Origin of the sequence: Streptomyces sp. NPDC060064, assembly GCF_042736455.1 — a bacterium.
GTDB lineage: Bacteria > Actinomycetota > Actinomycetes > Streptomycetales > Streptomycetaceae > Streptomyces.
The window spans coordinates 37,769-58,014 of sequence record NZ_JBHWWF010000008.1 but is presented as its reverse complement, the minus strand read 5'-3'; the positions used below and the strand labels follow the sequence as shown (position 1 = coordinate 58,014).

Sequence of the window (20,246 nt, the reverse complement as noted above, 5' to 3'; positions counted from 1 at the left end):
GACGCACCACTGACAGCCGGTGGGTGATGCACAGTGGATCAAACGGTCACCAGTCGGTGGCGCGCGGGGATTCCTGGCGCTGGGCCGTGCGGCGCGGGGCCCTCTCGGCAGCCCAGGCGGCGGGCTGTCCGTACGACGGCTTCCGCTGGGAGGGCACGCCGGGACGCACGGCTTGCCCCGCCTCGGGGCGCAGCCGGTGCGGCTCGCCCATCACCAGCAGTGGGTCGAACATCACCACTACTGCGGCGAGCAGCAGGAAGACCGCCGGGCCGATCAGCAGGGGCGCCAGCAGAGTGGCGGGCGACCCGCTCTGGCCTGTGGGGCCGGCCGGCCCGTGCAGATGGACGCTGACCGCCGCCATCCCTGTGTAGTGCATACCGCTCACCGCGACGCCCATGACCAGGCTGGCGCCCAGGCTCGCCATGAAGCCGTGGATCGATACGGCTGCCCAGAGGGCGGAGGTGGCGGCCACGACGGCGATCACCACGGAGAGGGAGACGGTCAGGGTGTCGTACTCGAGGCGTCCCTGGAGTCGCATGCCGGCCATGCCGAGGTAGTGCATGCTGGCCACTCCGAGGCCGGTGATCGTGCCGCCGGTGACCAGGGCCATCGGGCCCGCGCCGCGGTAGCCGACGATAAAGATCCCGATGCCGACCATGACGATCGCGACGGCGAGACTGGCGAAGGTGGTCGGCTTGTCGTAGCCGATCGGTGCCTCGGCGACGGTGAAGCCCATCATCGCGACAAAGTGCATGGTCCAGATGCCCGAGCCGATAGCGGTCGCGCCGAGTGCGAGCCACCCCGGTTTGAAGGAGCGTCGGTTGCGGACCGACCTGGTGGTGCAGCGGAGACCCAGGGCCCCGCCGAGGCACGCCATGAAGTACGCCGCCACGGGTGTGACGAGGCCGTAACTGAACCCATCCACAGTGCCCTGCATGCCCGTATGCCCTCCGCTCCTTGGGTGATCCCCGTGATCCCTGACGGAACGTCTGGTCCGGGGGCGAGAGTATGGCTGGCGCCAGCGTAAGCAAACATGTGAGCGGAGACTTATCGACACGGAAATTGTCACGTGAAGCGTTCTGGGCGGTTCCGTTCACGTTGTGTCCACACTTCGCCTGCTCCTCGTTGGCCGACTGCTGCCACCCTCGGCCGGCCCGGCCCTGGTGGATGGTTCGGAGTGGACGGCATCACCACCGACAACCCCGATGTCGTACGGGACGCGGTGGGCTCAGCCCGGCCGATCCGCCGTTGTCAGTGCCCGGTCGTACGGTGGTCCGCATGAAGAGCTTCGAGTGGGCCGTCGTGGGCACGGACATCGGACCGCTGTTGCTCGCCGCGACCGACGAGGGCCTGGTGAGCGTGGTTTTCCATGCCGAGGCGGCGGTGCGGGACAAGGCGCTCGGGCGGCTGGCCGGGCGGCTCGGCGCCGAGCCGGTGGAGGACGGGGCGGGGTTGCTGGCCGAGCCGATACGTCAGCTGGCGGCGTATTTCGCGGGCGGCCTGCGCGAGTTCGACCTGCCGCTGGACTGGACGCTGTCCGGCGGGTTCAACCGGCAGGTGCTGCGGGAGCTGGCGGACGGGGTGCCGTACGGCACGGTCGTCGGGTACGGCGATCTGGCGGCGCGCGTGGGGCAGCCCGGCGCGGCGCAGGCTGTGGGCGCGGCGATGGGGTCCAATCCACTGCCGGTGGTGGTGCCCTGCCACCGGGTGGTGGAGACGGACGGCGGGCTGGGCGGTTTCGGTGGCGGCCTGGAGACCAAGCGGAAGCTGCTGGCGCTGGAGGGAGTGCTGCCCGAGCCACTGTTCTGAGCGGCTTTCCCTCCTGCGGCTCCAGGCTCCCCTCCGGCATCGCTCGCCGACGGCTGCCCCAAGGGCCTTGTGCCGACCGCCCAGAGGGATGCCCCGAGAGCCGCTCCGACTGCTCCGGCAGCTCCTGGGGCCGCGCACCCCGGACACGGTTTCGTACGCGCGTGCGGGCTGGCACACTGCGCCAGTGACTACCAGCCCAGACACACCTGACATATCCGTCGCCCCTGACGCGGCGCACGCTTCCGAGCCCGGAAGCTACGTCGCCCGGCTGCCGATCGGCGAGCCGCTGCCGCTCGCCGACCACTCGCTCACCCGCTGGGAGACGTTCCCGTTCACGGGCGAGCTGCGGGTCAAGCCGCTGACGGCCCCGGCGCTGCCCGAGCCCCCGCGCAGCGGCGAGGGCGGGCCCGGGGAGTGCCGTACCTGCGCCTCGCCGGTGGAGGAGTCGCTCCGGGCGGACGATCACTGGCGGCTGGACGCGGTCGGGGACCAGGACCGGCTGTCGGCGGTCGTCATGCTGCGGCCGCACAGCCACCACACCTTCACCGACCTGTCGGCGGAGCGCGCGGAGGAGCTGCTGCCTCAGGTGCCCGGCGCGGAGCGGCGCGCCGCCCGCATCAGGATCGCGGCCTCCCTCGCGGCCGGCGGTGGAACGGCGTACGCGCGGTGACCTCGATCGACAAAGCCGCGGCTCTCGCCCCCGTATCGGCGGACGAACTGCCCGCGCTGCGGCGGCGTATCACCGCCGTACTCGTCGCCAGCCAGATCCTCGGCGGGCTCGGCGTCGCGACCGGTATCGCGCTGGCCGCCGTCCTGGCGCAGCAGGTGAGCGGGACCGAGGCGCTGTCCGGGCTCGCCCCGACCGCCACCGTGGCCGGGACCGCGCTGCTCTCCATGCCGCTGGCCGCGCTGATGACAGCCCGTGGACGGCGGCCCGGGCTCGTCCTCGCCTATGCGATCGGGGCGTTGGGCGCGGGCGTGGTCGTGCTGGGCGCGGTCATCGAGAACTTTCCACTGCTGCTCCTCGGCATGGCCGCGTTCGGCGCCGGTTCGTCGGCGAATCTGCAGGCGCGTTTCGCGGCCGCCGATCTGGCCGAGCCCGAGCGGCGCGGCCGTGCCATCTCCAATGTCGTCTGGGCGACCACGATCGGTGCGGTGCTCGGCCCCAATATCGCGGCCCCCGCGGGCCGCAGCGTCTCCGGGATCGGCATTCCGGCCGCCGCGGGCCCGTTCGTCTGGGCTGCCGGGGTGTTCCTCGTCTGCGCCGTGCTGGTCCTCGTCCTGCTCCGCCCCGATCCGCTGCTGACCGCCCGCGCTCTGTCCCCGGCCGACCGCTCCCCCGAAGGGCGCTCGCTGCGGGCCGGGATGCGGGCCGTACGCGCGTCTCCGATGGCCCGGCTCGCGCTGGTCACCGTGGCCGTATCGCACACCGCGATGGTGTCGATCATGTCGATGACGCCGGTCGCCCTCAGCCACCACGGTGCGGGGATCCAGCTGATCGGCCTGGTGATCAGCGGTCATATCGCGGGCATGTACGCCCTCTCGCCGCTGATGGGCTGGCTGGCCGACCGTATCGGCAGGCTCGCGGTGATCGGGCTGGCCGTTGGACTCCTCTCCGCGGCCGCGCTGCTGGCCGGTACGGCGGGAACGAGCCACGGGCAGACCGCGGCCGGTCTCTTTCTGCTCGGTCTCGGCTGGTCGGCGGGCGTGGTGTCCGGGTCGACGCTGCTCACCGACTCCGTGCCGCAGCCTGCCCGCGCCGCTGTGCAGGGCCTGTCCGACCTGGCCATGAGCACTACGGCGGGCATCGGAGGCGCGGCCGCCGGCCTGATCGTCGCGCGGGCGAGTTACGGCTGGCTGAACCTGGTGGGCGCCTGCCTGCTGCTGCCGATGGCGGCGCTCGCCGTGCGCAGAGCGCTCAGCCGACCGGTTCGCTCAGCCGAGGGGAGCCGGTGAGGAGGCATCGGGCACCACACGGCCGGGGCCGGCAGGAAGCCCGGATCCAGGAAATTCACCGCCCGGAAATCTTTCGCCGACCAGCGTCTTCGCTGGTCGGCGACTCCGTCTTTGGTGCACCCAATGTTGCTCGCCGGGGCGGGGCCTCAGCCCCTGTCCAACATGGCGTGAACGCGCCAAACTCGCGATGCAGCACACCCCCCACGCACGGCATTTCCCCGAGTTCCCCCGCCTCGGACAGGAGAGACCGATGTCAGCAGTGCGCCCAGGACGTTGTCTCGCTTCAGCCGCCGTCACCAGCCTCGTCACGGCCCTGGCGGCCGCAGGACCCGCCGCCGCGGCCGAACCGCCCGCCCCCGCGGCGCCAGGAGCTTCGTACAAGGCGGCCCACGACACTCTCGGCCCGCAGAAGCTCACCGCCGAACAGCGCAGACTCACCGTCAGGAAGCAGGTGGAGGCGGCAAGATCGTACGACGGTGTCTCCACGCGCTCGGCGCAGGCCGGATACGTGGTCTCCGGCGGGCTGCACCAGTCGCAGAAGACCTCGTACTGGTGCGGCCCCGCCACGCTCGTGATCGCCCAGTCCGCCCATGACGAGGTGGCCGGCCGCTCCCAGCAGACCGCCGCGACCCTCCTCAAGACCACAACCAGCGGCACCGCCTGGTACGGCGTCAACATCAACGTCCCGAATCCGACCGGCTATCCGATCGCGGACGCGCTCAACAACCGCCTTCCGGGCGCGGGTTACGTGCCGAAGGCGCTGCCGTACTCCCCCACCGCCACCGACAAGGCGAACTTCAAGCAGCACATCGTCCACAACACCGACAACGACTACGCGATCGCGGGCAACACCTGGGAGGTGCCCGGCGGGCCCCATCTCGTCGGCCACCCCAATATCGAGATCTTCCACTGGGTCGCGATCGACGGATACAACAGCGACACCTCGGCCGGACAGGTCAGCTACCTCGATCCCGTGGGCGGGGTGAGCACCAGCGTCATCTCCTGGGCGGGCAGCGTGCCGAAGTCGGCGCGGATCTCCTCCGACACCATCACCACGATCATGGGTGGCCGTGGGTACGTCTGGTAGATCCCGGCCCCGGCGCCCGGCAGTCGGTGCGGCACTGCTGGCGGGCATCGTTCTCACCGGATGCTCGCCGGCCCCCGCCCCCGCCCCCACCCCGGCGCCGAATCACACCGCACGGTCGGCGCCTTCCGCCAGTGGGACCACGCGGACCGCCTGCGAGGTCCCGCTGCCCGCAGCCTGGCGCACCGCCTTCGCCGCCGGCGAGCTCAGGGTCCCGGCAGGCGAGCGGGCCGTCCTCACCGAGGTGGGGCCCGCGGCCCGCTGGACCGTCGTACAGCTCTCGGACGACCGGCGGCGACGCGCGGCCCTCGTCCGGGACGGCAGGTCTCCGCGCACGCTCCTCGACTTCGCCGACCCCGTCGAACACCAGCTGCTCAGCGCCGACGTCGACGGCCGGTGGGCGGCCTTCGTGGTGCTCGAGGGCCGTACACTCGCCAGCCCCTGGACCCTGCGCAGCTGGGACGAGCGCACCGGCCGTACCCGCGTACTGGCCCGCTCCGGCGGGCGGCCCGGCCCGCTGCCGCAACCCGTCGTACGCGGCGGGAGGGTCTTCTGGGCCCAGGGGACGGGCGGCGGCAAGGCCACCGTCTACGTCGCGCCCGCGTCGGGAGGCGCGCCGCACGCCCTGCACACCGGCGTCCTCGACACGCCCTTCGCCGCGGGCGGGCTGCTCGCCTGGCGCGAGGCCGACGCGTCCGGCACGGCCACCCGTCTGTCGGCGGTGTCGTTCGCGACGATGCGCGCCGCGCCGCTGCCCGCGCCGCTCGCGAAGCTGCGCGACTTCCGCTCGGCAGCCTCCGACGGCTCGAGCACCTCGGACGGCTCGAGCACCTCGGACGGCTCGGACGGCTCGGACCGCTCGGACCGCTCGGACCGCTCCACCTGGGCGTGGATCACCGGCGAGCAGGAGCCGAAGCTGATGGTGTGGCGTGAGGGGCAGCCCGCGCCGGTCGCGGAAGTGACCGGTTCGCCCGCGGCGGAGGGCATCGACCAGGTGGACATCAGCGGCGAGTTGGTCACCTGGCGTACGCCGGAGGCCGCGTACGCCCTCGACCTCCGCTCGGCGGCGTACTCCCGTATCACCCCGCAGTACGGCTATGCCCAGGCCAGAGGCGGTGCGCTGGCCATCGCTCACAGCGAGGGGGATGCGAAGGCGGCAGGCTCGCGCTCGGTGATCCAGGTGATACGGGCGGACCGGCTGCCGAAACTGCCGGAGTGCGGCTGACGTTTGCGCAACCCGCCGCTGTGTCAGAGATGGTGACATGCCATCACACGAGCTTGCGCTGTCCGAAGAAGTGGGGGAGGCGCTCGCCGCGCGCCGCCCCGTCGTCGCCCTGGAGTCGACGATCATCGCGCACGGACTGCCGCGTCCGCGCAATCTGGCCGTCGCCGAGGAGCTGGAGGAGCTCGTACGGCTCGGGGGCGCCGTTCCGGCCACCGTCGCCGTGCTGGACGGCCGGGCCCATATCGGACTGGACAAGGGTCAGTTGGAGCGGATCGCACGGGATGACGACGTGCGAAAGTTCGGCCATCGGGATCTCGCGCCCGCGCTGGCGGCCGGGGCCAGCGGGGCGACAACCGTGTCGGCGACGGCATTCCTGGCGGCGCGGGCCGGTATCCGGGTCTTCGCGACCGGCGGGCTCGGCGGTGTACATCGCGAGTGGACCGAGACGCAGGACGAGTCGGCGGACCTGCGGCTGCTGGCGCAGACGCGGATCGCGGTGGTGTGCGCGGGCGTGAAGTCGATCCTTGATGTGCCGGCGACGCTGCAGCGGCTGGAGACGTTGGGCGTCGGCATCCTCGGATACGGCACCGACCGCTTCCCCGGCTTCTATCTGACCTCGTCCGGCGAGCCCGTCGACTGGACGGTCCGTACGCCGGAGGAGGCGGCGGAGGTGATCCGGGCGAAGGAGGCTCTCGGCGGCCCCGAGTCGGCGCTGATCGTCGCCAATCCGGTGGCGGAAGGGGAGCAGCTGGATCCGGCGCTGCACGACCGGGTGCTCGGCGAGGCGCTGGACGAATGCCGGGAGCGGGGCATCCGCGGCCAGGCCGTGACCCCGTTCCTCCTCGACTATCTGATGCGGCAGACCGAGGGGGCTTCGGTGGAGGCCAACCTGGCGGCGGTGCGCGGCAATGTGCGGCTGGCGGCGCGGATCGCGGCGGCCCTGTGACCGAGGACGCAGCGACCGAGCGCACACCGACCGAGGACGCAGTGACGGAGAGCACGCCGACCGAGGACGCGATGACCGGGGCCTCGGTGACCGAGGCCCCGGTGACGGCCGGGGCGCTGCTCGTCATCGGGGATGTCGTCACCGATGTCGTGGCCCGCCACCGCTCCCCGCTCGCCCGGGGGACGGACACGGCGGCCCGGATCCGTGTTCTGCCGGGCGGGGCGGGCGCCAACGCGGCTTGCTGGGCGGCGCATTGGGGCTGCGGAGACGTCCGCTTGCTGGGGAGGGTCGGCGACGGCGAGGCGGGCTGGCACGAGAAGCGGCTGCGGAACGCGGGCGTCCGCCCTCTCCTGATCCCGGACCCGGAGGCCCCGACCGCCACCGTCATCGCCCTCGTCGACGCGACCGCCGAGCGGACGTTCCTCACCGACAGTGGCGCGGTGCTGCGGATATCCCCGGCAGACTGGTCGCCGTCGCTGCTGGACGGCGTCGCCCATCTGCATCTCTCCGGCTATCTGCTCTTCGCCGACAGCAGTCGCCAACTGGCCCTGCTCGCCCTTGAGTCGGCGCGGGCCCGCGGTGTCCCGGTGAGTGTGGACCCCGCCTCGGCGGGCTTCATCGCCGAGCTCGGCGTGGACCGCGTGCTGGCAGCGCTCGACGGCGCGGACGTCCTCATCCCCAACGCCGACGAGGCGCGCCTGCTCACCGGCCTGTCCGACCCGGCAGGCGCCGCCGCCGTACTGAGCCGCCAGGTCCCGCTCACCGTCGTCACCCTGGGCGCCGAAGGAGCGCTGGTCGCGGAGTCCGGCAGGGTCACGGCCCGCGTCCCGCCGGTCCCCGCCGATGCGGTGGACACCACGGGCGCCGGCGACGCCTTCACCGGCGCCTTCCTCGCCGCCCGGCTGGCAGGGGCGGATGCCCGGGAGGCCGCCGCGCAAGGCTGCCGGGCGGGCGCGGAGGCGGTGAGGGTGATCGGCGGCAGGCCGTAGCGCCTCAGCCCAGTCCGCCCCACGCCGGACGGCTCGCGTCGTCGGCCCGTACGAGCACACCGGCCGCCTCTCCCGGGCCCACCTCGTCCTCGTACCGTTCGAACGCGGGCAGCGTCCAGCGCTCGCTCTCCTCCGTACGCCGTCGGAGCGCAGCGGACGACAGCCGCAGATGCACGCTGAGATCGAACGGGAACCAGTGCCCGAGAAGGAACGGCCCGTGCAGCAACAGCACGCCGCCGGGCGGCAGTTCAACATGCGGGCTGCGGGTCGCCCGGTCGGTCACCGGATCCCACAGATCGGGCAGCACACGCCCGCTGCCACCCGCCTCCAGCGGACCGAAGACCTCCCGCCACAGGGCCCCGGTGTCGAACCAGCCGCTGTAGTACGAGTCCGGATCCTCGCGCCCGTACTCGTACCGCAGCGAGGAGGGCCGGAGAAACCCGCCCGTCCCGACCACGAGCACGCTGCGCCCGCGCAGCCGCAACGCCTCGGCGACCCGCTCCGCGAGCGCACCGGTCGGCGCGGCGGGAGCGCCGTCGACACCGATGCGCAGCCAGGGACTGCCGTCCTCGGCCTCGGTCTCCACGACCCGGCCGACGAGCGCATCGGCCAGCCGCTCCCAGGTGATCGCTTCGAGTCGCACGCGCTCATCATCGCCCGGACGGGTGCCTGCGCGGCACATCGGAGCCGTCCGCCGGCCCGGCCACCCCGCTACTTGCCGGCGCAGGGCGGGGCGTCCGCGTCGTCCGACAGCGGGCTGCCCGCGGGCAGCAGATACGTGACGTACAGCACGACCGGCTCGCTGCCGAGGTTGCGTCCGATGTGCCGGTGGTTCTTGCCGGACGGCTCGATGAAGGCCGTGCCGGCCGGGCTCACCTCGACGGAGCAGTCGTCCAGAGTCCGGGTCAGCGTCCCGGACTTGACGACGGCGAGGAGCTGTCCGGCGTGGGTGTGCCAGCCGGTGTACCCGCCCGGCGCCACCGTGATCGTCCGTACGACCACATCGGTGCGGCCCTTGGCCTTCAGCTTCAAGGTCCCCTGGGACACGCCCTGCGCGAGCAGCGTCGCAGAGACGCCGCTGCCGGGCGTGGCGTTGGCGGCGGACGGCACGGTCGCGAGCGCCCCCAGACAGCCGACCAGGACCATCGCGGTGCGGGCGCGCCCCTGCCGTCTGCTCTGCGGCATCAGCCCTCTGAAACCCATGGAACCCTCCAACTCCTCGGCGCGGCCCCGGCGTTCCCTGGCGAACACCCGCCCGCACTGTCGCCAAACTGCCCCAAGGTATCCGATGGGCGCCCGGCCGAACGCGTACTCTGACGATCTCGACGCCGCGATCAGCCCCATCGGCCGAATCGGCAGGAACCGGGCCGTCCCTGTCGAATCGGCCGCTTCCTGAGTGGATACCTCCAGTGACCCAGTGCTCCACCTGCTCCGTCCCCGTCCACACCCAGTTCGCCTCCCCGGACCTGATCGAGCAGATCGTGTACGGCGGCCTGGATCCGGCCACCGACCCGGCCTGGGAGTCCTCGGGCGCGGCGACCCGGGAGGAGTACGGGCGCTGGTGCGGCCATCTGTGCGGTATGACCTGTCTGCGCATGGCCCTCGGTCCAGGGTCCCCCTCGCTCTTCGAACTGCGCGACGGAGCGCTGAAGTACGGCGCCTACACGGAGGACTCCAACGGTGCCGTCCACGGCCTGATCTACGCGCCGCTCGCCACGTACGCGCAGGAAGTACACGCGCTGACGGCCACCGTCCACCGCCAACTGGCTCCGGAGGAGATCCTCGCGCTTCTCGACGAGGGCAGGACGGTGATGGCCTCGGTGCACTACGAGATCCGCAACCCGGACCGCCCGGCGCCCGGCAGAGGCGGCCATCTGGTGCTGCTCACGGGGCGTACGGAGGACCTCGTGCACTTCCACAATCCGTCCGGGACGACGCCGGAGACGCGAGCGGCCGACCTCCCGCTGGCCGGCTTCGCCCGCTTCTTCGCGGGTCGGGGGGTCTCCTTCGCGCCCGGAATGACACCGGACCAGGGACCGGAAACGGGACCGGCACCGGCACCGGCACCGGCACCGGCAAAGGGGGCAGGAAACAGCGGGCCGGGAAATGGCCGGGAAAAGGGCCGGGAATGGGAGCGGGCCCGGGGGCGTAGCCGGCCCCCGAGCCCTGTGATGCCACCCATGTCGCACGCCGGCACGCTTGAGAACCCGGGTCAGTCGTTATGTCGCCGCGTCCTGCCTTTGGACCACCGCGTATCGAGCTACGCGGGCCGGACTTGAACCGGCATCTCGACGCACCAGGGCCCGGGCCCGGTCGATCCGGCGATCGGCGGCGAATGCTGAGTCTGGAGCAATAGTCTGAGATTGATCGCGGTCTGCCTCTGCCGAATTGGGCTACCGCGGCCCGTACGTACGGAAAATGCCGCGGGGAGGAATCGAACCTCCACTGGAACCGCTCAGTCACGACAAGCTTCAGTTTCAGCTTGCGCTCCTCGCGCACCCCGTCCGCACACAGGCGGACGGGGAGTCATTGAGGCTACCCGAACAGATAGCCAAATACAGCGTCGCCCACCCGCTGGTCGGTGACGTCCGCGCCATTCGCCTCCTCGCGGGCGAACTTCACGGCCTGCTGGAGCTTCTCCACCCGCTCGAGCAGTTCGTTCACCCGCCGGGCCGGCAGCGCACCGGAGAACTTCACGGTCGTCCAGTAACCCACCGGAATGTCCTCGTAGTACACCTCGACCTGCGCCGGGTGCTTTTCGGTCGCCTCGGCCTTCACATGGTTGCGGGGGACCTTCTTCGTACGCAGAGTCCTTACCGACTCGGTCTTCCAGGCGTCGGTCGACGGGTCCTGCGTCCACGACTCCGAAGCGTCAAGCACCGGCAGCTTGCGCACAAAAGTATTGATGTCCGTCAACTGCTTCTCGAGGAAGAGGAGATACGCCACCGGAACCTCGCTCACCAGAACGCGTCCGTCCACCGTCACATCGGCGCGCGCGGCGCAGTTGGCCCAGTCCTTGGTGGCTGTGACGTCGAACAGCCGGGTCAGCGTCTTCGCGGTCTCGCGCAGCACGTCCTCGGCCTTGACCTGGACCCGTGTGGACTCGGGCGGAAGCTGCTCGCCCTCCTCGTCCTTGGGCTGGTACGTACGTGAGATGCCGGCCAGCAGCGCAGGCTTCTGCAGCCCGTGATGGGCCGCCGTCAGGTCCTGGTGCGCCTTGGACTTGACGCCTTTCTCGACTGCGATGATCTGATTGAGTTTCGCCACGTCGATCAAGCTAGCAAGACCTGTCACCACGCTCGAACGATTATTCAGATCCCTCGGGAGTACGCACCATGGAGACAGCCGTCATCGCGGTCATAGGCACTCTGCTGGGCTCAGTGGCCACTCACTACTTCCAGCGCCAGACCGCCGAGCGCGCCGCTGCTCTCACCCGTGCCGAACAGCTCCGTCAGGAACGGATCTCCGCGTACAGCGCCTTCGCGGGCGCGCTCGTCGACTACCGGCGCGGTCAGAACGACCGCTGGCACCGGGCGAAGGAGAGACCGGGCAGCGCGCTGGCCGAGGAGGCGCGTATCGACTCGTACCGGCTGCGTTCCTCCGCCCATCAGGCGCTGATCCGCGTCCAGTTGGTCTGCGACGACGCGGCGGCGCTGGAGCTGGCCGCGTATGCCTTCGAGGTCACGAACTGTATGCATGAGGCGCCGGACGAGGCGGACCGCTCGCAGCGTTCGGAGCAGGCCCGCGAGACGCTGTCCGAGTTCATCGGGGCGGCGGCGCCGGGCGTGCGCTGAGAGTGCGCAGGGGGCGGCCTTCGAGATAGCGGGCGATGTCCTCGACGGCTCCCTGGAAATACCCCTCGTAATTGCGCCGGGTGACATAGCCGAGGTGCGGCAGGCCGAGGAAGTTCGGCGCGGAGCGCAGCGGATCGTCGGCCGGCAGCGGCTCGGTCTCGAAGACGTCGGAGCCCGCTCCGGCGATCCAGCCGTCGCGCAGTGCCCGCACCAGCGCCGCCTGATCGACGATCGCCGCTCGCGAGGTGTTGACCAGATAGGCCGTGCGCCGCATGCGCTTGAGCTCGCTCGCGCCGATCAGACCGCGCGTGCGGTCGCTGAGCTGCAGATGTACGGAGACGAAGTCCCCGGCCTCGAGCAACTCCCCCAGGGTGCGCGCTCGTACGACGCCGACCTCGGCGGCCCGCTCCTCGGTGAGGTTCTGGCTCCACGCCATGACGTCCATGCCGAAGGCCCGGCCGACGCGGGCGACTTTCGCGCCGATCTTGCCGAGGCCGAGCAGCGCGAGCCGGCGTCCGTGCAGATCGGCGCCGATGGTGCTCTGCCAGGGGCCGTTCTGCTGCAGGGCCGAGCCCTCCTGAACCACGTTCCGCGCCAGGCCCAGGATGAGCGCCCAGGTCAGCTCGGCGGGCGGTTCGGAGCTGCTGGCGGTGCCGCAGACAGTGACGCCGTGGCGGGCGGCGGCTTCGAGGTCGATGGAAGCGTTGCGCATACCGGAGGTGATGAGCAGCTTGAGGCGCGGCAGGCGGGCGAAGAGTGCTGCGGGGAAGGGGGTGCGTTCACGCATCGCGACGAGGATCTCGCAGTCGCCGACGGCTTCCGCAACCTCTTGCTCGGACGTGAAATGGCTCTGCAGCGACCGTACTTCGACATCCGGTGCGAGGGCGGACCAGTCCGCCGTGGACAGCGCGACATCCTGGTAGTCGTCGAGTACGGCACAGCGCAGCGTCATGGGAGCGGAGCGTACCTGGTGAGTAGGCTGCGGACATGGACCTGGTGGTGATCGAACCACTGAAGCTCCGGCACTGCGCGGAGTGCCGTCAGGGCCCTCTTCCGCTGCACCTCCTCGAGTTCAACGCGCCCATCTGTCTGGACTGTGCTGACCTTGCCCATCTGGTGTATCTGCCGCGCGGTTCCGCTGCTCTCACCCGCCGGGCCCGCGAGGCGAGTTCGCTGTGCGCGGTGGTGATCCGCTTCAATCGCCGCCGTAAGCGGTACGAACGCCAGGGGCTGCTGGTCGAGGAAGCGGCGCTGGCCAGGGCGGAGTCGTCGTGCCTGGCGGACGCGGACGCGCGGGCCCGCCGCCGCGAGCGGGACGCGGTCCGCCGCGCGGCCGAGGATGTACGTTTCACCGCCTCGTTCGCCGCGGAGATCCAGCGGCTGTTCCCGGGCTGCCCGCCGGCGCGTGCCCGGGATGTCGCCGCGCACGCCTCGGTGCGGGGCAGCGGCCGGGTCGGCCGCACCGCGGCGGGCCGTTCCTTGGAGGAGGGAGCGGTCACGGCCGCGGTGCGGGCTTCCGTACGGCATCTCGACACGGAGTACGACACCCTGCTGATGGCCGGAGTCGCCCGCCATGAAGCGCGGGCCGGGGTGGCGTCGGTGATCGATGCGGTACTGGCGTCCTGGCGCGCCTAGGCGGAACGCCGACGGGTGACACCGGGACCCAGGGCACCTCCTTCGCCCTCCCCCGCGCCGGCCGCGCGAGGTTCGGGGGCCGCTGGACCCGGCGGATCCTGCACACGCGAGTTCACGCAAATCCAACAGATCTGTGGACTCAGTGCTAATGACGTCCCCGTAGGACTCAGGGACGCTGGTAAACACCGGTCGTTGAGACGGACCTGCCCCTCGTCGGCATCCGCCAACTGGGAGAGGTTCACGTCCGCTGTGTCCGCCACTCCAGCGGCAGCCGGTCCGGCTACAGCCCCGGGCCCGTGTACGGCGGTAATTGGCAGATGAAGCAGGGAGTTTCTGCGTGACAAAAATCAGACGTCCAAGATTCCTGCGCTCCCTGGTGGCGGCACTCGTCTCGCTGGCCACGGTCGCGCTTGCACTCACCACCGCGCAGTCGGCTGCGGCCCAATCCGACACCATGGCGGGGCCGTTGGCTCCCGTCCCGGCGAGCGAGTACAGCCAGTACCGGCTCACCATCGACCGTGCGAAGCAGTACGACGCCTTCGGTGCCGCGATACGCGGCGTCGAGAAGAGCGGCGCCGTCACCACGAACGGGGTGCTCGGCGTGGCACTGTCGGGCCAGCACGCCGGACGACCCTTGTGCCACACCACCGGGATCAACGGCACGTTCCTGTACAACGGCTTCTGCTGGGACAAGGACGACGACACGTCCGCGGGCGGCTGGACCCCGCAGGGCCTCACCGCGTCGCACGACGCCCAGCCCGGCGGGACCGTCGCCGGCCACCACCTGTACGTGGCGTCCTGGCACTACGACAACAATGAGTTCGCACGGATCTCCATCGTCAACTCCACCGGCAAGGAATGGTCCTACGGCCACGTCCTGCTGGTCGAGCCGACGGGCGACGAGAGCAACGCGAACTTCAAGCCGGTCACCAAGACCCACGCCGACGGCGCGGTCTGGTACGGCAACAAGCTGTTCATCGCCAACGGCAACCAGCTGCAGGTCTACGACTTCCAGCACCTGTGGAAGATGCAGCAGAGCTCCAAGACAGTCGGCATCAACAACGGTGTGTCGTCGGCGCGTTACCACCAATGGGCCCTGCCCATGGTGGGCCGCTACACCATCGGAGACACCGGCGCCGAACCGGGGGCCTGCCCTGCGCCCCACCAAGCGGGGCGCGCGTGTCTCGGCTCGCTGAGCCTGGACCGGAGCGGACCGGTGGACCATCTCGTGTCGGGCGAGTACTACCAGGACAAACACGGCCCGGTGGCCCATCTGGCGCGCTGGCCCCTGAACTCGACCACCGCCCTGCCGGCCGCGGACAACGGCGACACCGTGGGCACGAGCACCGCGAGCGGCGGCTTCAAGGCACCGGTCCAGCAGTTGCAGGGCGTCGCCACGGACGGCACCTACTACTACCTGGCCGCCGAGTGCCCCAAGGGGTACATGGGTGACAACGATCCGGCCAACGGCTACTCGTGCATCTACCAGGCGAAGCCCGGAACCGTCGGAACGGTGCTGACCCGATCGCCGAAGTACACCCAGAACCTGTCCTACGCGCCCTCGTCCGGCCGCCTGTGGGGCCTCAACGAGGTCAGCGGCCAACGCTCCGTGTTCTCCCTCAAGCCCAGGGCCGCCGACCACAGCGTCTACCTGAGCAACTCCTACAGCGCCCTGTGCGCGGGCGGCGGCGGCAAGACCGGGAACGGCGCCCCGGTCATCCAATGGGGCTGCAACAACGCCCGGGACGAGCGCTGGGTGTTCGAGAACACCACGGACTCGAACGGCAAGACCGCCTACTTCGTGCGTAACGAGTACTCGGGCAAGTGCATGGGATCCGCCTCACACCTCAATGACGGCGCCGGGGTGATCCAGTACACCTGCAACGGGGCCGTCGATGAGAAGTGGTGGTACGACAGCGGCAGCAAGACGCTGCGGAACGTCTACTCCGGTAAGTGCCTCGCCATTGGTGCCACCGCCACGAAGGGCACGCAGTTGATCCAGTACACGTGCAACGGCAAGCCCGATGAAAGCTGGGAGCAGATTCCCCGCTGAGGTGAACACCCACCTCACAGGGCGATACACCTAGGCCGCGCCGCCGCGCTCGTGGGCAGGCCGGGTACGGCGGTAGAGGACGATGCCGCCGAGCAGCAGCGCGGCGCTCGCGGGCACGGCGAAGGCAACCTGTCCGGAACCGGTGTGCGCGAGTGCGGCGGAGGACCCGGGCGTCGCTTGGTGCAGCGTCGGCCTGTGCGGCGCTGCGGCTTTCGGCGGAGTGGCGGGCCTCGGCCGTACGGGCGGCTTGCCGGAGGTGTTGGACGAGGAATTGCCGACGGCGGCATTGCCGATGCCGACGATGTTCACAGAGTTCCCGGTGACATTGATCGGCACGTCGATCGGAAGCTGTACGTCATTGCCGGAGAGGACACCGGGCGAATCCATTTCACCGCTTTCGGTGGTGGCACCGCCGCTGCCTGTCGTGTGGGCGCCCGGCTTCGGCTGCCCTCCGTGCGAGGTGTTGGCGCAGGAGTTGCCTGCTGCCGGGTTGAGCAGTCCAACGACATTGACGGTGTTGCCGCACACGTTGACCGGGACGTTCACCGGAAGCTGCACCGTGTTGCCGGCCAGCAGTCCGGGCGAATGAGCCGCACCGCCGTCCGCGTTCGAGTCGGCGTGCGCGTTCCCCGCCATGGCGAGCGCGCCACCCGTGAGCATCACGGTGGCCAGACCCTTTCGGTGAACCTGCCTCATGGGTTCCCTGCCTTCAGGAGAAGTTCGCGGGCCCTCGCCCGCACCGGAACCAACGCCGATGACGCCATTCGAGTTGTGGCAAAATACGTCTTTCACTCCATCGAGTGTGCGTCTTATCGAATTTCTCTCGTGACCGACCTTCTCGACCGACCCGGCTTACCTGCCTCACCCGTCGTAGTCCTGGATGCGGCGCCCCTGCCGCCGTTCGGTCAGTTCCGGGAGCTGCTCGGTGAGTTCGGCGGTGATGCCGGGCACGTCGAGGGTCAGCAGCTGCCGGTCCCGCATCAGAATCCGCCCGTCGACGACGGTGGTGCGTACGTCGCCGGAGCGCGCGCTGTGGACGAGCGTGGCGGCGATGTCATGCAGAGGCTGGGTGTGCGGACCGGTGAGATCCACCAGGATCAGATCGGCCCGGCGTCCGGGCGCGAGCGCACCGACCTGGTCTCCGAGCCCAACCGCCCGTGCGCTCTGGGTGGTTGCGTGGCCGAGTGCCTGGCGGGCGGTGAACCAGGCCGGATCGTTCTCCACGGACTTCTGGACGAGCGCGGTGAGCGCCATGCTCTCCCACACGTCCAGAGTGTTGTTGGACGCGGCACCGTCGGTGGCCAGCCCGACGGGAATGCCGGCCGTGGCCAGTGCCCTGATGGGTGTGGTGTCCCAGGCGAACTTGAGGTATCCCCTGGGCGCGCTGGCGACCGCGATCCGTCCCGTGCCCCTCTGCAGTACGGACAGATCCTTTTCGGTGATCCCGGTGCCGTGCGCGATGAGCAGATCGACGTCCAGCAGCCCGGCCCGTTCCAGCACCTCGATGGGCGTACGCCCGCACCGGGCAAGGCTGTTCTCCGTCTGCGCCTTGTTCTCGGCGGCGTGGATGTGTACGAGGAGCCCGTGCCGGCCCGCGAGTTCGGCGGTGGCTGCCAGGTCGGCGTCGTCGACGGTGTACGGGGCGTGCGGAGCGAGCGAGGTGGTGATCCGGCCCTCCGCCGCGCCGCGCATCCGCAGTGCGAAGTCGACCGAGCGCTCGCGCCCTTCGGCCCCCTGACTGGAGAAGTAGGCCGCGCCGAGGTTGGCGCGCAGCCCGCTCTCGGTCACTGCGGCGGCCACCTTGTCCATCGAGAAGTAGTGGTCGGCGAAGGTGGTCACCCCGCCACGGATCATTTCGGCACAGGCGAGCTGCGCGCCGAGTTCGACGACGCGGTCGGTGAGATTGGACTCGATGGGCCAGATCCAGTCGTTGAACCACTCCTCCACGGGCATGTCCTCGGCGATTCCGCGCAGGGCGACCATCGGTGTGTGGGTGTGGCAGTTGATCAGGCCGGGCATGGCGAGCTGCCCGCGCCCGTCGATGCGCTGGACGGCCGGGAGGCCGGACACGGCACGCGCGGAGGTGACGGCCTCGATGAGCCGGCCGCATACGACGACGGCGGCGTCCTGGAAGAAGCCGATCCCCTTCTCTTCGTCGTGCACGAGGGCGATACACCCGTCAATGATCAGATCCGCGGGCCGCTCGGCGTCCGCAGCAACCATGTGGTCCTCCTTCTGACGTCCTCGGGCTCCCAGTCTGTCGGTCCGGGTCTGTCCGCGGACACATCGAGGGATGCGCCCGTGCGGGTGGTTTCCGGACGAATTCGGCGTCCCGGCGTACTGCTTCGTGGCCCGATTGCCGTAGCCGCAACACACGCCGCCCGCGGCCCCCGATGGAAGGACCGACTCCTCGTGCCCACTTCGAAGCAGCGCACTCTCCTCGCCGTCGCCGGTGCCACCGTCGCCCTACTGACCGTGGGTGCACCCGCCTCCCCCGCCGCGCTCGGCAGTGAACAGGCGAAGGCACCCAGGGCCTCGTCCACGGCGGCGCGTGGTGCGCCCTACATCGAGACGCGGCTGTTCTTCGGTACGGAGCGTCCGGACGGCGGCCCCGATGTGACCGACCGGCAGTTCTTCGCGTTCATCGACCGGAGTGTCACGCCGAGCTTCCCGTCCGGGCTGACAGTCCAGGACGGCCGCGGACAGTGGCGGGACTCCAACGGCACCATCGAGCGGGAGCGTTCGTACGAGCTGATCCTGCTCTACCCGGCCGCGGAGGCGCACGTACGCGACCCGCAGATCGAGCGGATCCGCGAGGCCTACGCCGCGGCGTACGCACAGGACTCGGTGGCCCGGCTGGACGAGCCAACGCTCGCCGACTTCTGAGAGCGGCCTTTCTGAGAGCGGCTTTCTGCGAGCGGTCTTTCTGCGAGCGCACGGCTCAGTAGCGCACGGGCAGGGAGAGCAGCCCTCGGGCACGCATCGAAGGCCGCCATCGCACTTCGCTGTGCGGGACGTCGAGCTCCAGCCGCGGAAACCGCTCAAGCAGCGCGGCAAGAGCGATCTCGGTCTCCATCCGGGCCAGGGGGGCGCCCAGGCAGTAGTGGATGCCATGGCCGAGCGCGAGGTGGCCGGTGGCGTCGCGGCCGATGTCGAGGCGGTCGGGGTCGGTGAAACGGTGCGGGTCGCGGTGGGCGGCCGCGAGCGAGAGCAGGACGGTCTCGCCCGCCGGGATCGTGACGCCGCCGATGGTGATGTCCTCGGTGGGGAAGCGGCGGATGGCCAGCGGTGCGGGTCCGTCGAAACGCGCCAACTCCTCGACGGCGCCGCCCAGTCGGCCAGGGTCGGCGCGCAGCGCGACCAGTTGGTCGGGGTGGCCGAGCAGGGCCAGGGTGGCGTTGCCTATGAGGTGGACGGTGTTCTCGTATCCGGCGAACAGGATGAGGAAGGCCAGGGACATCAGCTCGTCCTCGTTCAGCCGGTCTTCCTCGTCGCGTACCGCGATCAGGGCGGAGAGCAGGTCGTCGGCCGGCTCGGCGCGCTTGCGGGCGATGAGCTGGGTGAAGAACGCCAGCATGCCCCCGACCGCTTCCTTCGCCCGTGACGGCTGCGCAGGATCAGGGGCAACCAGGGCGTCGGTCCACGCCCGGAAATCGCGCCGGTCTTCCGAGGCCACGCCGAGCAGGTCGCAGATGACGTTGATCGGCAGCGGCGCGGCGTACGAGGCGATCAGATCGGCGCGGCCGTGCGGGGCGATGGCGTCCAGCAGCTGGTCGGCTGTCTTCCGGATCGGCTCGCGCAGCTGCGCGATGCGACGCGGGGTGAACGCCCGGGACACCAGACGCCGGATGCGGGTGTGGTCCGGCGGGTCCATGTTGAGCAGATTCGCGTCCAGCGCCGGCGGCAGCGCGAGCCCCCGGTAGCCGCCGGGTGCCGCGTTGCGCTTGTCCAGGGAGAGCCGGGGATCGGCGAGTGCCTGACGTACGTCGTCGTAGCGGGTGACCAGCCAGGCGGGCAGCCCGTCCGTCCCGGCGATCCGGTGCACGGGCCCGGCCTCGCGGAGCCGCGCGTACACGGCGTAGGGGTCGGCCATCAGCTCGCTCGTCGGATCTTGGAGTGCCATGGCTCCACCCTAGAGGCGCCGCATTCCGGAGCTTTCGACGGCTGCCTGCCGTATTCCGGCCCGGCAGTGGGCAGTTGTCCTTCATGACGGACCGCCCGCTGCTCCTCCTCGACGTCGACGGCCCCCTGAATCCGTACGCGGCGCGTCTGCCCCGCCTGCGCGGCTACGCGACACACCGCCTGCACCCCTCCTACTGGCTCTCCCACCAGCCCCCGGGCTCCCGCCGCCACCGCCGGGGCCTGCGCATCCATCTCAACCCGGCCCACGGCCCACGGCTGACGGGCCTTCCCTTCGAACTGGCCTGGGCCACCACCTGGATGCACGAGGCCAACACCATGATCGCCCCGGGCATCGGCCTGCCCGCCGACCTCCCGGTGATCGAGTGGCCGGAACTCTTCGCGAAGGACCCGGACGGGCTGTACTGGAAGACCCGGCCGCTGCTGGAGTGGGCGGTGGGGCGCCCGTTCGCCTGGGTGGACGACATGATCACGGACCTGGACACGGCGCATGTCGCGGCCCACCACGACGCACCCGCGCTGCTGCTGCGGATCCATCCGCGGCGGGGGCTGCGGGAGGAGGACTTCGCCACGCTGGTCAGGTGGGCGGAGGGCTTGTGACCTGCCGGGCCCCAG

21 protein-coding genes are annotated in these 20,246 nt (G+C 70.6%); 13 read left to right on the top strand and 8 right to left on the bottom strand.

Annotated features, from left to right (window positions below):
* Positions 1–46: 46 nt before the first annotated feature.
* Positions 47–937: an MHYT domain-containing protein gene (locus ACFWDI_RS12430; RefSeq protein ID WP_385303370.1), complete on the bottom strand. Its 891-nt coding sequence runs from the start codon at positions 935–937 to the stop codon at positions 47–49.
* Positions 938–1,278: 341 nt separating this feature from the next.
* Here ACFWDI_RS12430 and ACFWDI_RS12425 point away from each other — a divergent pair, with 341 nt between their 5' ends.
* The 7 genes from ACFWDI_RS12425 (at position 1,279) to ACFWDI_RS12395 (ending at position 8,009) form a co-directional block, all read left to right on the top strand.
* Positions 1,279–1,809, top strand: a complete 531-nt coding sequence (locus ACFWDI_RS12425; RefSeq protein ID WP_385303368.1) for a methylated-DNA--[protein]-cysteine S-methyltransferase — start codon at positions 1,279–1,281, stop codon at positions 1,807–1,809.
* Between the two features lie 184 nt (positions 1,810–1,993).
* Positions 1,994–2,479, top strand: a complete 486-nt coding sequence (locus ACFWDI_RS12420; RefSeq protein WP_385303366.1) for a hypothetical protein — start codon at positions 1,994–1,996, stop codon at positions 2,477–2,479.
* The gene (locus tag ACFWDI_RS12415) at positions 2,476–3,765 is read left to right on the top strand and encodes an MFS transporter (protein WP_385303364.1); all 1,290 of its coding nucleotides are present in this window, start codon (positions 2,476–2,478) and stop codon (positions 3,763–3,765) included. The genes ACFWDI_RS12420 and ACFWDI_RS12415 overlap by 4 nt, the downstream gene beginning before the upstream one ends.
* 250 nt (positions 3,766–4,015) lie before the next feature.
* Positions 4,016–4,852: a hypothetical protein gene (locus ACFWDI_RS12410; RefSeq protein ID WP_385303363.1), complete on the top strand. Its 837-nt coding sequence runs from the start codon at positions 4,016–4,018 to the stop codon at positions 4,850–4,852.
* Complete coding sequence (locus ACFWDI_RS12405) at positions 4,836–6,074, top strand: hypothetical protein (RefSeq protein WP_385303361.1); 1,239 nt, start codon at positions 4,836–4,838, stop codon at positions 6,072–6,074. Before ACFWDI_RS12410 ends, ACFWDI_RS12405 begins: the two co-directional genes overlap by 17 nt.
* Positions 6,075–6,111: 37 nt before the next feature.
* Positions 6,112–7,020 carry a pseudouridine-5'-phosphate glycosidase gene (locus ACFWDI_RS12400; protein WP_362691933.1) on the top strand — a complete coding sequence of 303 codons (909 nt, stop codon included), beginning with the start codon at positions 6,112–6,114 and terminating at the stop codon, positions 7,018–7,020.
* Positions 7,021–7,091: 71 nt separating this feature from the next.
* Complete coding sequence (locus tag ACFWDI_RS12395; RefSeq protein ID WP_385303580.1) at positions 7,092–8,009, top strand: carbohydrate kinase family protein; 918 nt, start codon at positions 7,092–7,094, stop codon at positions 8,007–8,009.
* Positions 8,010–8,013: 4 nt separating this feature from the next.
* Here ACFWDI_RS12395 and ACFWDI_RS12390 read toward each other — a convergent pair whose 3' ends face one another.
* Both ACFWDI_RS12390 and ACFWDI_RS12385 read right to left on the bottom strand, forming a co-directional pair.
* On the bottom strand, positions 8,014–8,652 hold the full coding sequence (locus ACFWDI_RS12390) for a uridine kinase (protein WP_385303359.1): 639 nt from the start codon (positions 8,650–8,652) through the stop codon (positions 8,014–8,016).
* Positions 8,653–8,720: 68 nt separating this feature from the next.
* Positions 8,721–9,212, bottom strand: coding sequence for a cupin domain-containing protein (locus ACFWDI_RS12385; protein ID WP_385303357.1), 492 nt, complete (start codon positions 9,210–9,212; stop codon positions 8,721–8,723).
* 206 nt (positions 9,213–9,418) lie between these two features.
* On the opposite strand from ACFWDI_RS12385, the gene ACFWDI_RS12380 reads away from it, so the two are divergent.
* A complete protein-coding gene (locus ACFWDI_RS12380) occupies positions 9,419–10,288 on the top strand; it encodes a peptidase (RefSeq protein WP_385303356.1) in 870 nt (289 codons plus the stop codon).
* 256 nt (positions 10,289–10,544) lie between these two features.
* Here the strand turns inward: ACFWDI_RS12380 and ACFWDI_RS12375 are convergent, their stop codons facing one another.
* Positions 10,545–11,276 (bottom strand): hypothetical protein, encoded by a 732-nt coding sequence (locus ACFWDI_RS12375; protein WP_326649212.1) that lies wholly within the window; start codon positions 11,274–11,276, stop codon positions 10,545–10,547.
* A gap of 68 nt (positions 11,277–11,344) precedes the next feature.
* On the opposite strand from ACFWDI_RS12375, the gene ACFWDI_RS12370 reads away from it, so the two are divergent.
* The gene (locus tag ACFWDI_RS12370) at positions 11,345–11,803 is read left to right on the top strand and encodes a hypothetical protein (protein WP_385303354.1); all 459 of its coding nucleotides are present in this window, start codon (positions 11,345–11,347) and stop codon (positions 11,801–11,803) included.
* Here ACFWDI_RS12370 and ACFWDI_RS12365 read toward each other — a convergent pair.
* Positions 11,772–12,755 (bottom strand): D-2-hydroxyacid dehydrogenase family protein, encoded by a 984-nt coding sequence (locus tag ACFWDI_RS12365; protein WP_385303353.1) that lies wholly within the window; start codon positions 12,753–12,755, stop codon positions 11,772–11,774. The two genes, ACFWDI_RS12370 and ACFWDI_RS12365, sit on opposite strands and share 32 nt — an antisense overlap.
* A 35-nt stretch (positions 12,756–12,790) precedes the next feature.
* On the opposite strand from ACFWDI_RS12365, the gene ACFWDI_RS12360 reads away from it, so the two are divergent.
* Both ACFWDI_RS12360 and ACFWDI_RS12355 read left to right on the top strand, forming a co-directional pair.
* Positions 12,791–13,438: a DUF2293 domain-containing protein gene (locus tag ACFWDI_RS12360; RefSeq protein ID WP_385303351.1), complete on the top strand. Its 648-nt coding sequence runs from the start codon at positions 12,791–12,793 to the stop codon at positions 13,436–13,438.
* Between the two features lie 337 nt (positions 13,439–13,775).
* Positions 13,776–15,491: an RICIN domain-containing protein gene (locus ACFWDI_RS12355; protein WP_385303350.1), complete on the top strand. Its 1,716-nt coding sequence runs from the start codon at positions 13,776–13,778 to the stop codon at positions 15,489–15,491.
* A gap of 30 nt (positions 15,492–15,521) precedes the next feature.
* Here ACFWDI_RS12355 and ACFWDI_RS12350 read toward each other — a convergent pair whose 3' ends face one another.
* The gene (locus ACFWDI_RS12350) at positions 15,522–16,187 is read right to left on the bottom strand and encodes a chaplin (protein WP_385303348.1); all 666 of its coding nucleotides are present in this window, start codon (positions 16,185–16,187) and stop codon (positions 15,522–15,524) included.
* A gap of 165 nt (positions 16,188–16,352) precedes the next feature.
* Positions 16,353–17,714, bottom strand: coding sequence for an amidohydrolase (locus ACFWDI_RS12345; protein ID WP_385303346.1), 1,362 nt, complete (start codon positions 17,712–17,714; stop codon positions 16,353–16,355).
* A 189-nt stretch (positions 17,715–17,903) separates the two neighbouring features.
* Here ACFWDI_RS12345 and ACFWDI_RS12340 point away from each other — a divergent pair, with 189 nt between their 5' ends.
* Entirely contained in the window at positions 17,904–18,377 is a 474-nt protein-coding gene (locus tag ACFWDI_RS12340) for a DUF3574 domain-containing protein (RefSeq protein ID WP_385303342.1), read from the top strand.
* 55 nt (positions 18,378–18,432) lie between these two features.
* Here ACFWDI_RS12340 and ACFWDI_RS12335 read toward each other — a convergent pair whose 3' ends face one another.
* Positions 18,433–19,614 (bottom strand): cytochrome P450, encoded by a 1,182-nt coding sequence (locus ACFWDI_RS12335; RefSeq protein ID WP_385303339.1) that lies wholly within the window; start codon positions 19,612–19,614, stop codon positions 18,433–18,435.
* An 83-nt stretch (positions 19,615–19,697) separates the two neighbouring features.
* On the opposite strand from ACFWDI_RS12335, the gene ACFWDI_RS12330 reads away from it, so the two are divergent.
* On the top strand, positions 19,698–20,231 hold the full coding sequence (locus tag ACFWDI_RS12330) for a hypothetical protein (RefSeq protein ID WP_385303337.1): 534 nt from the start codon (positions 19,698–19,700) through the stop codon (positions 20,229–20,231).
* Positions 20,232–20,246: the final 15 nt, after the last annotated feature.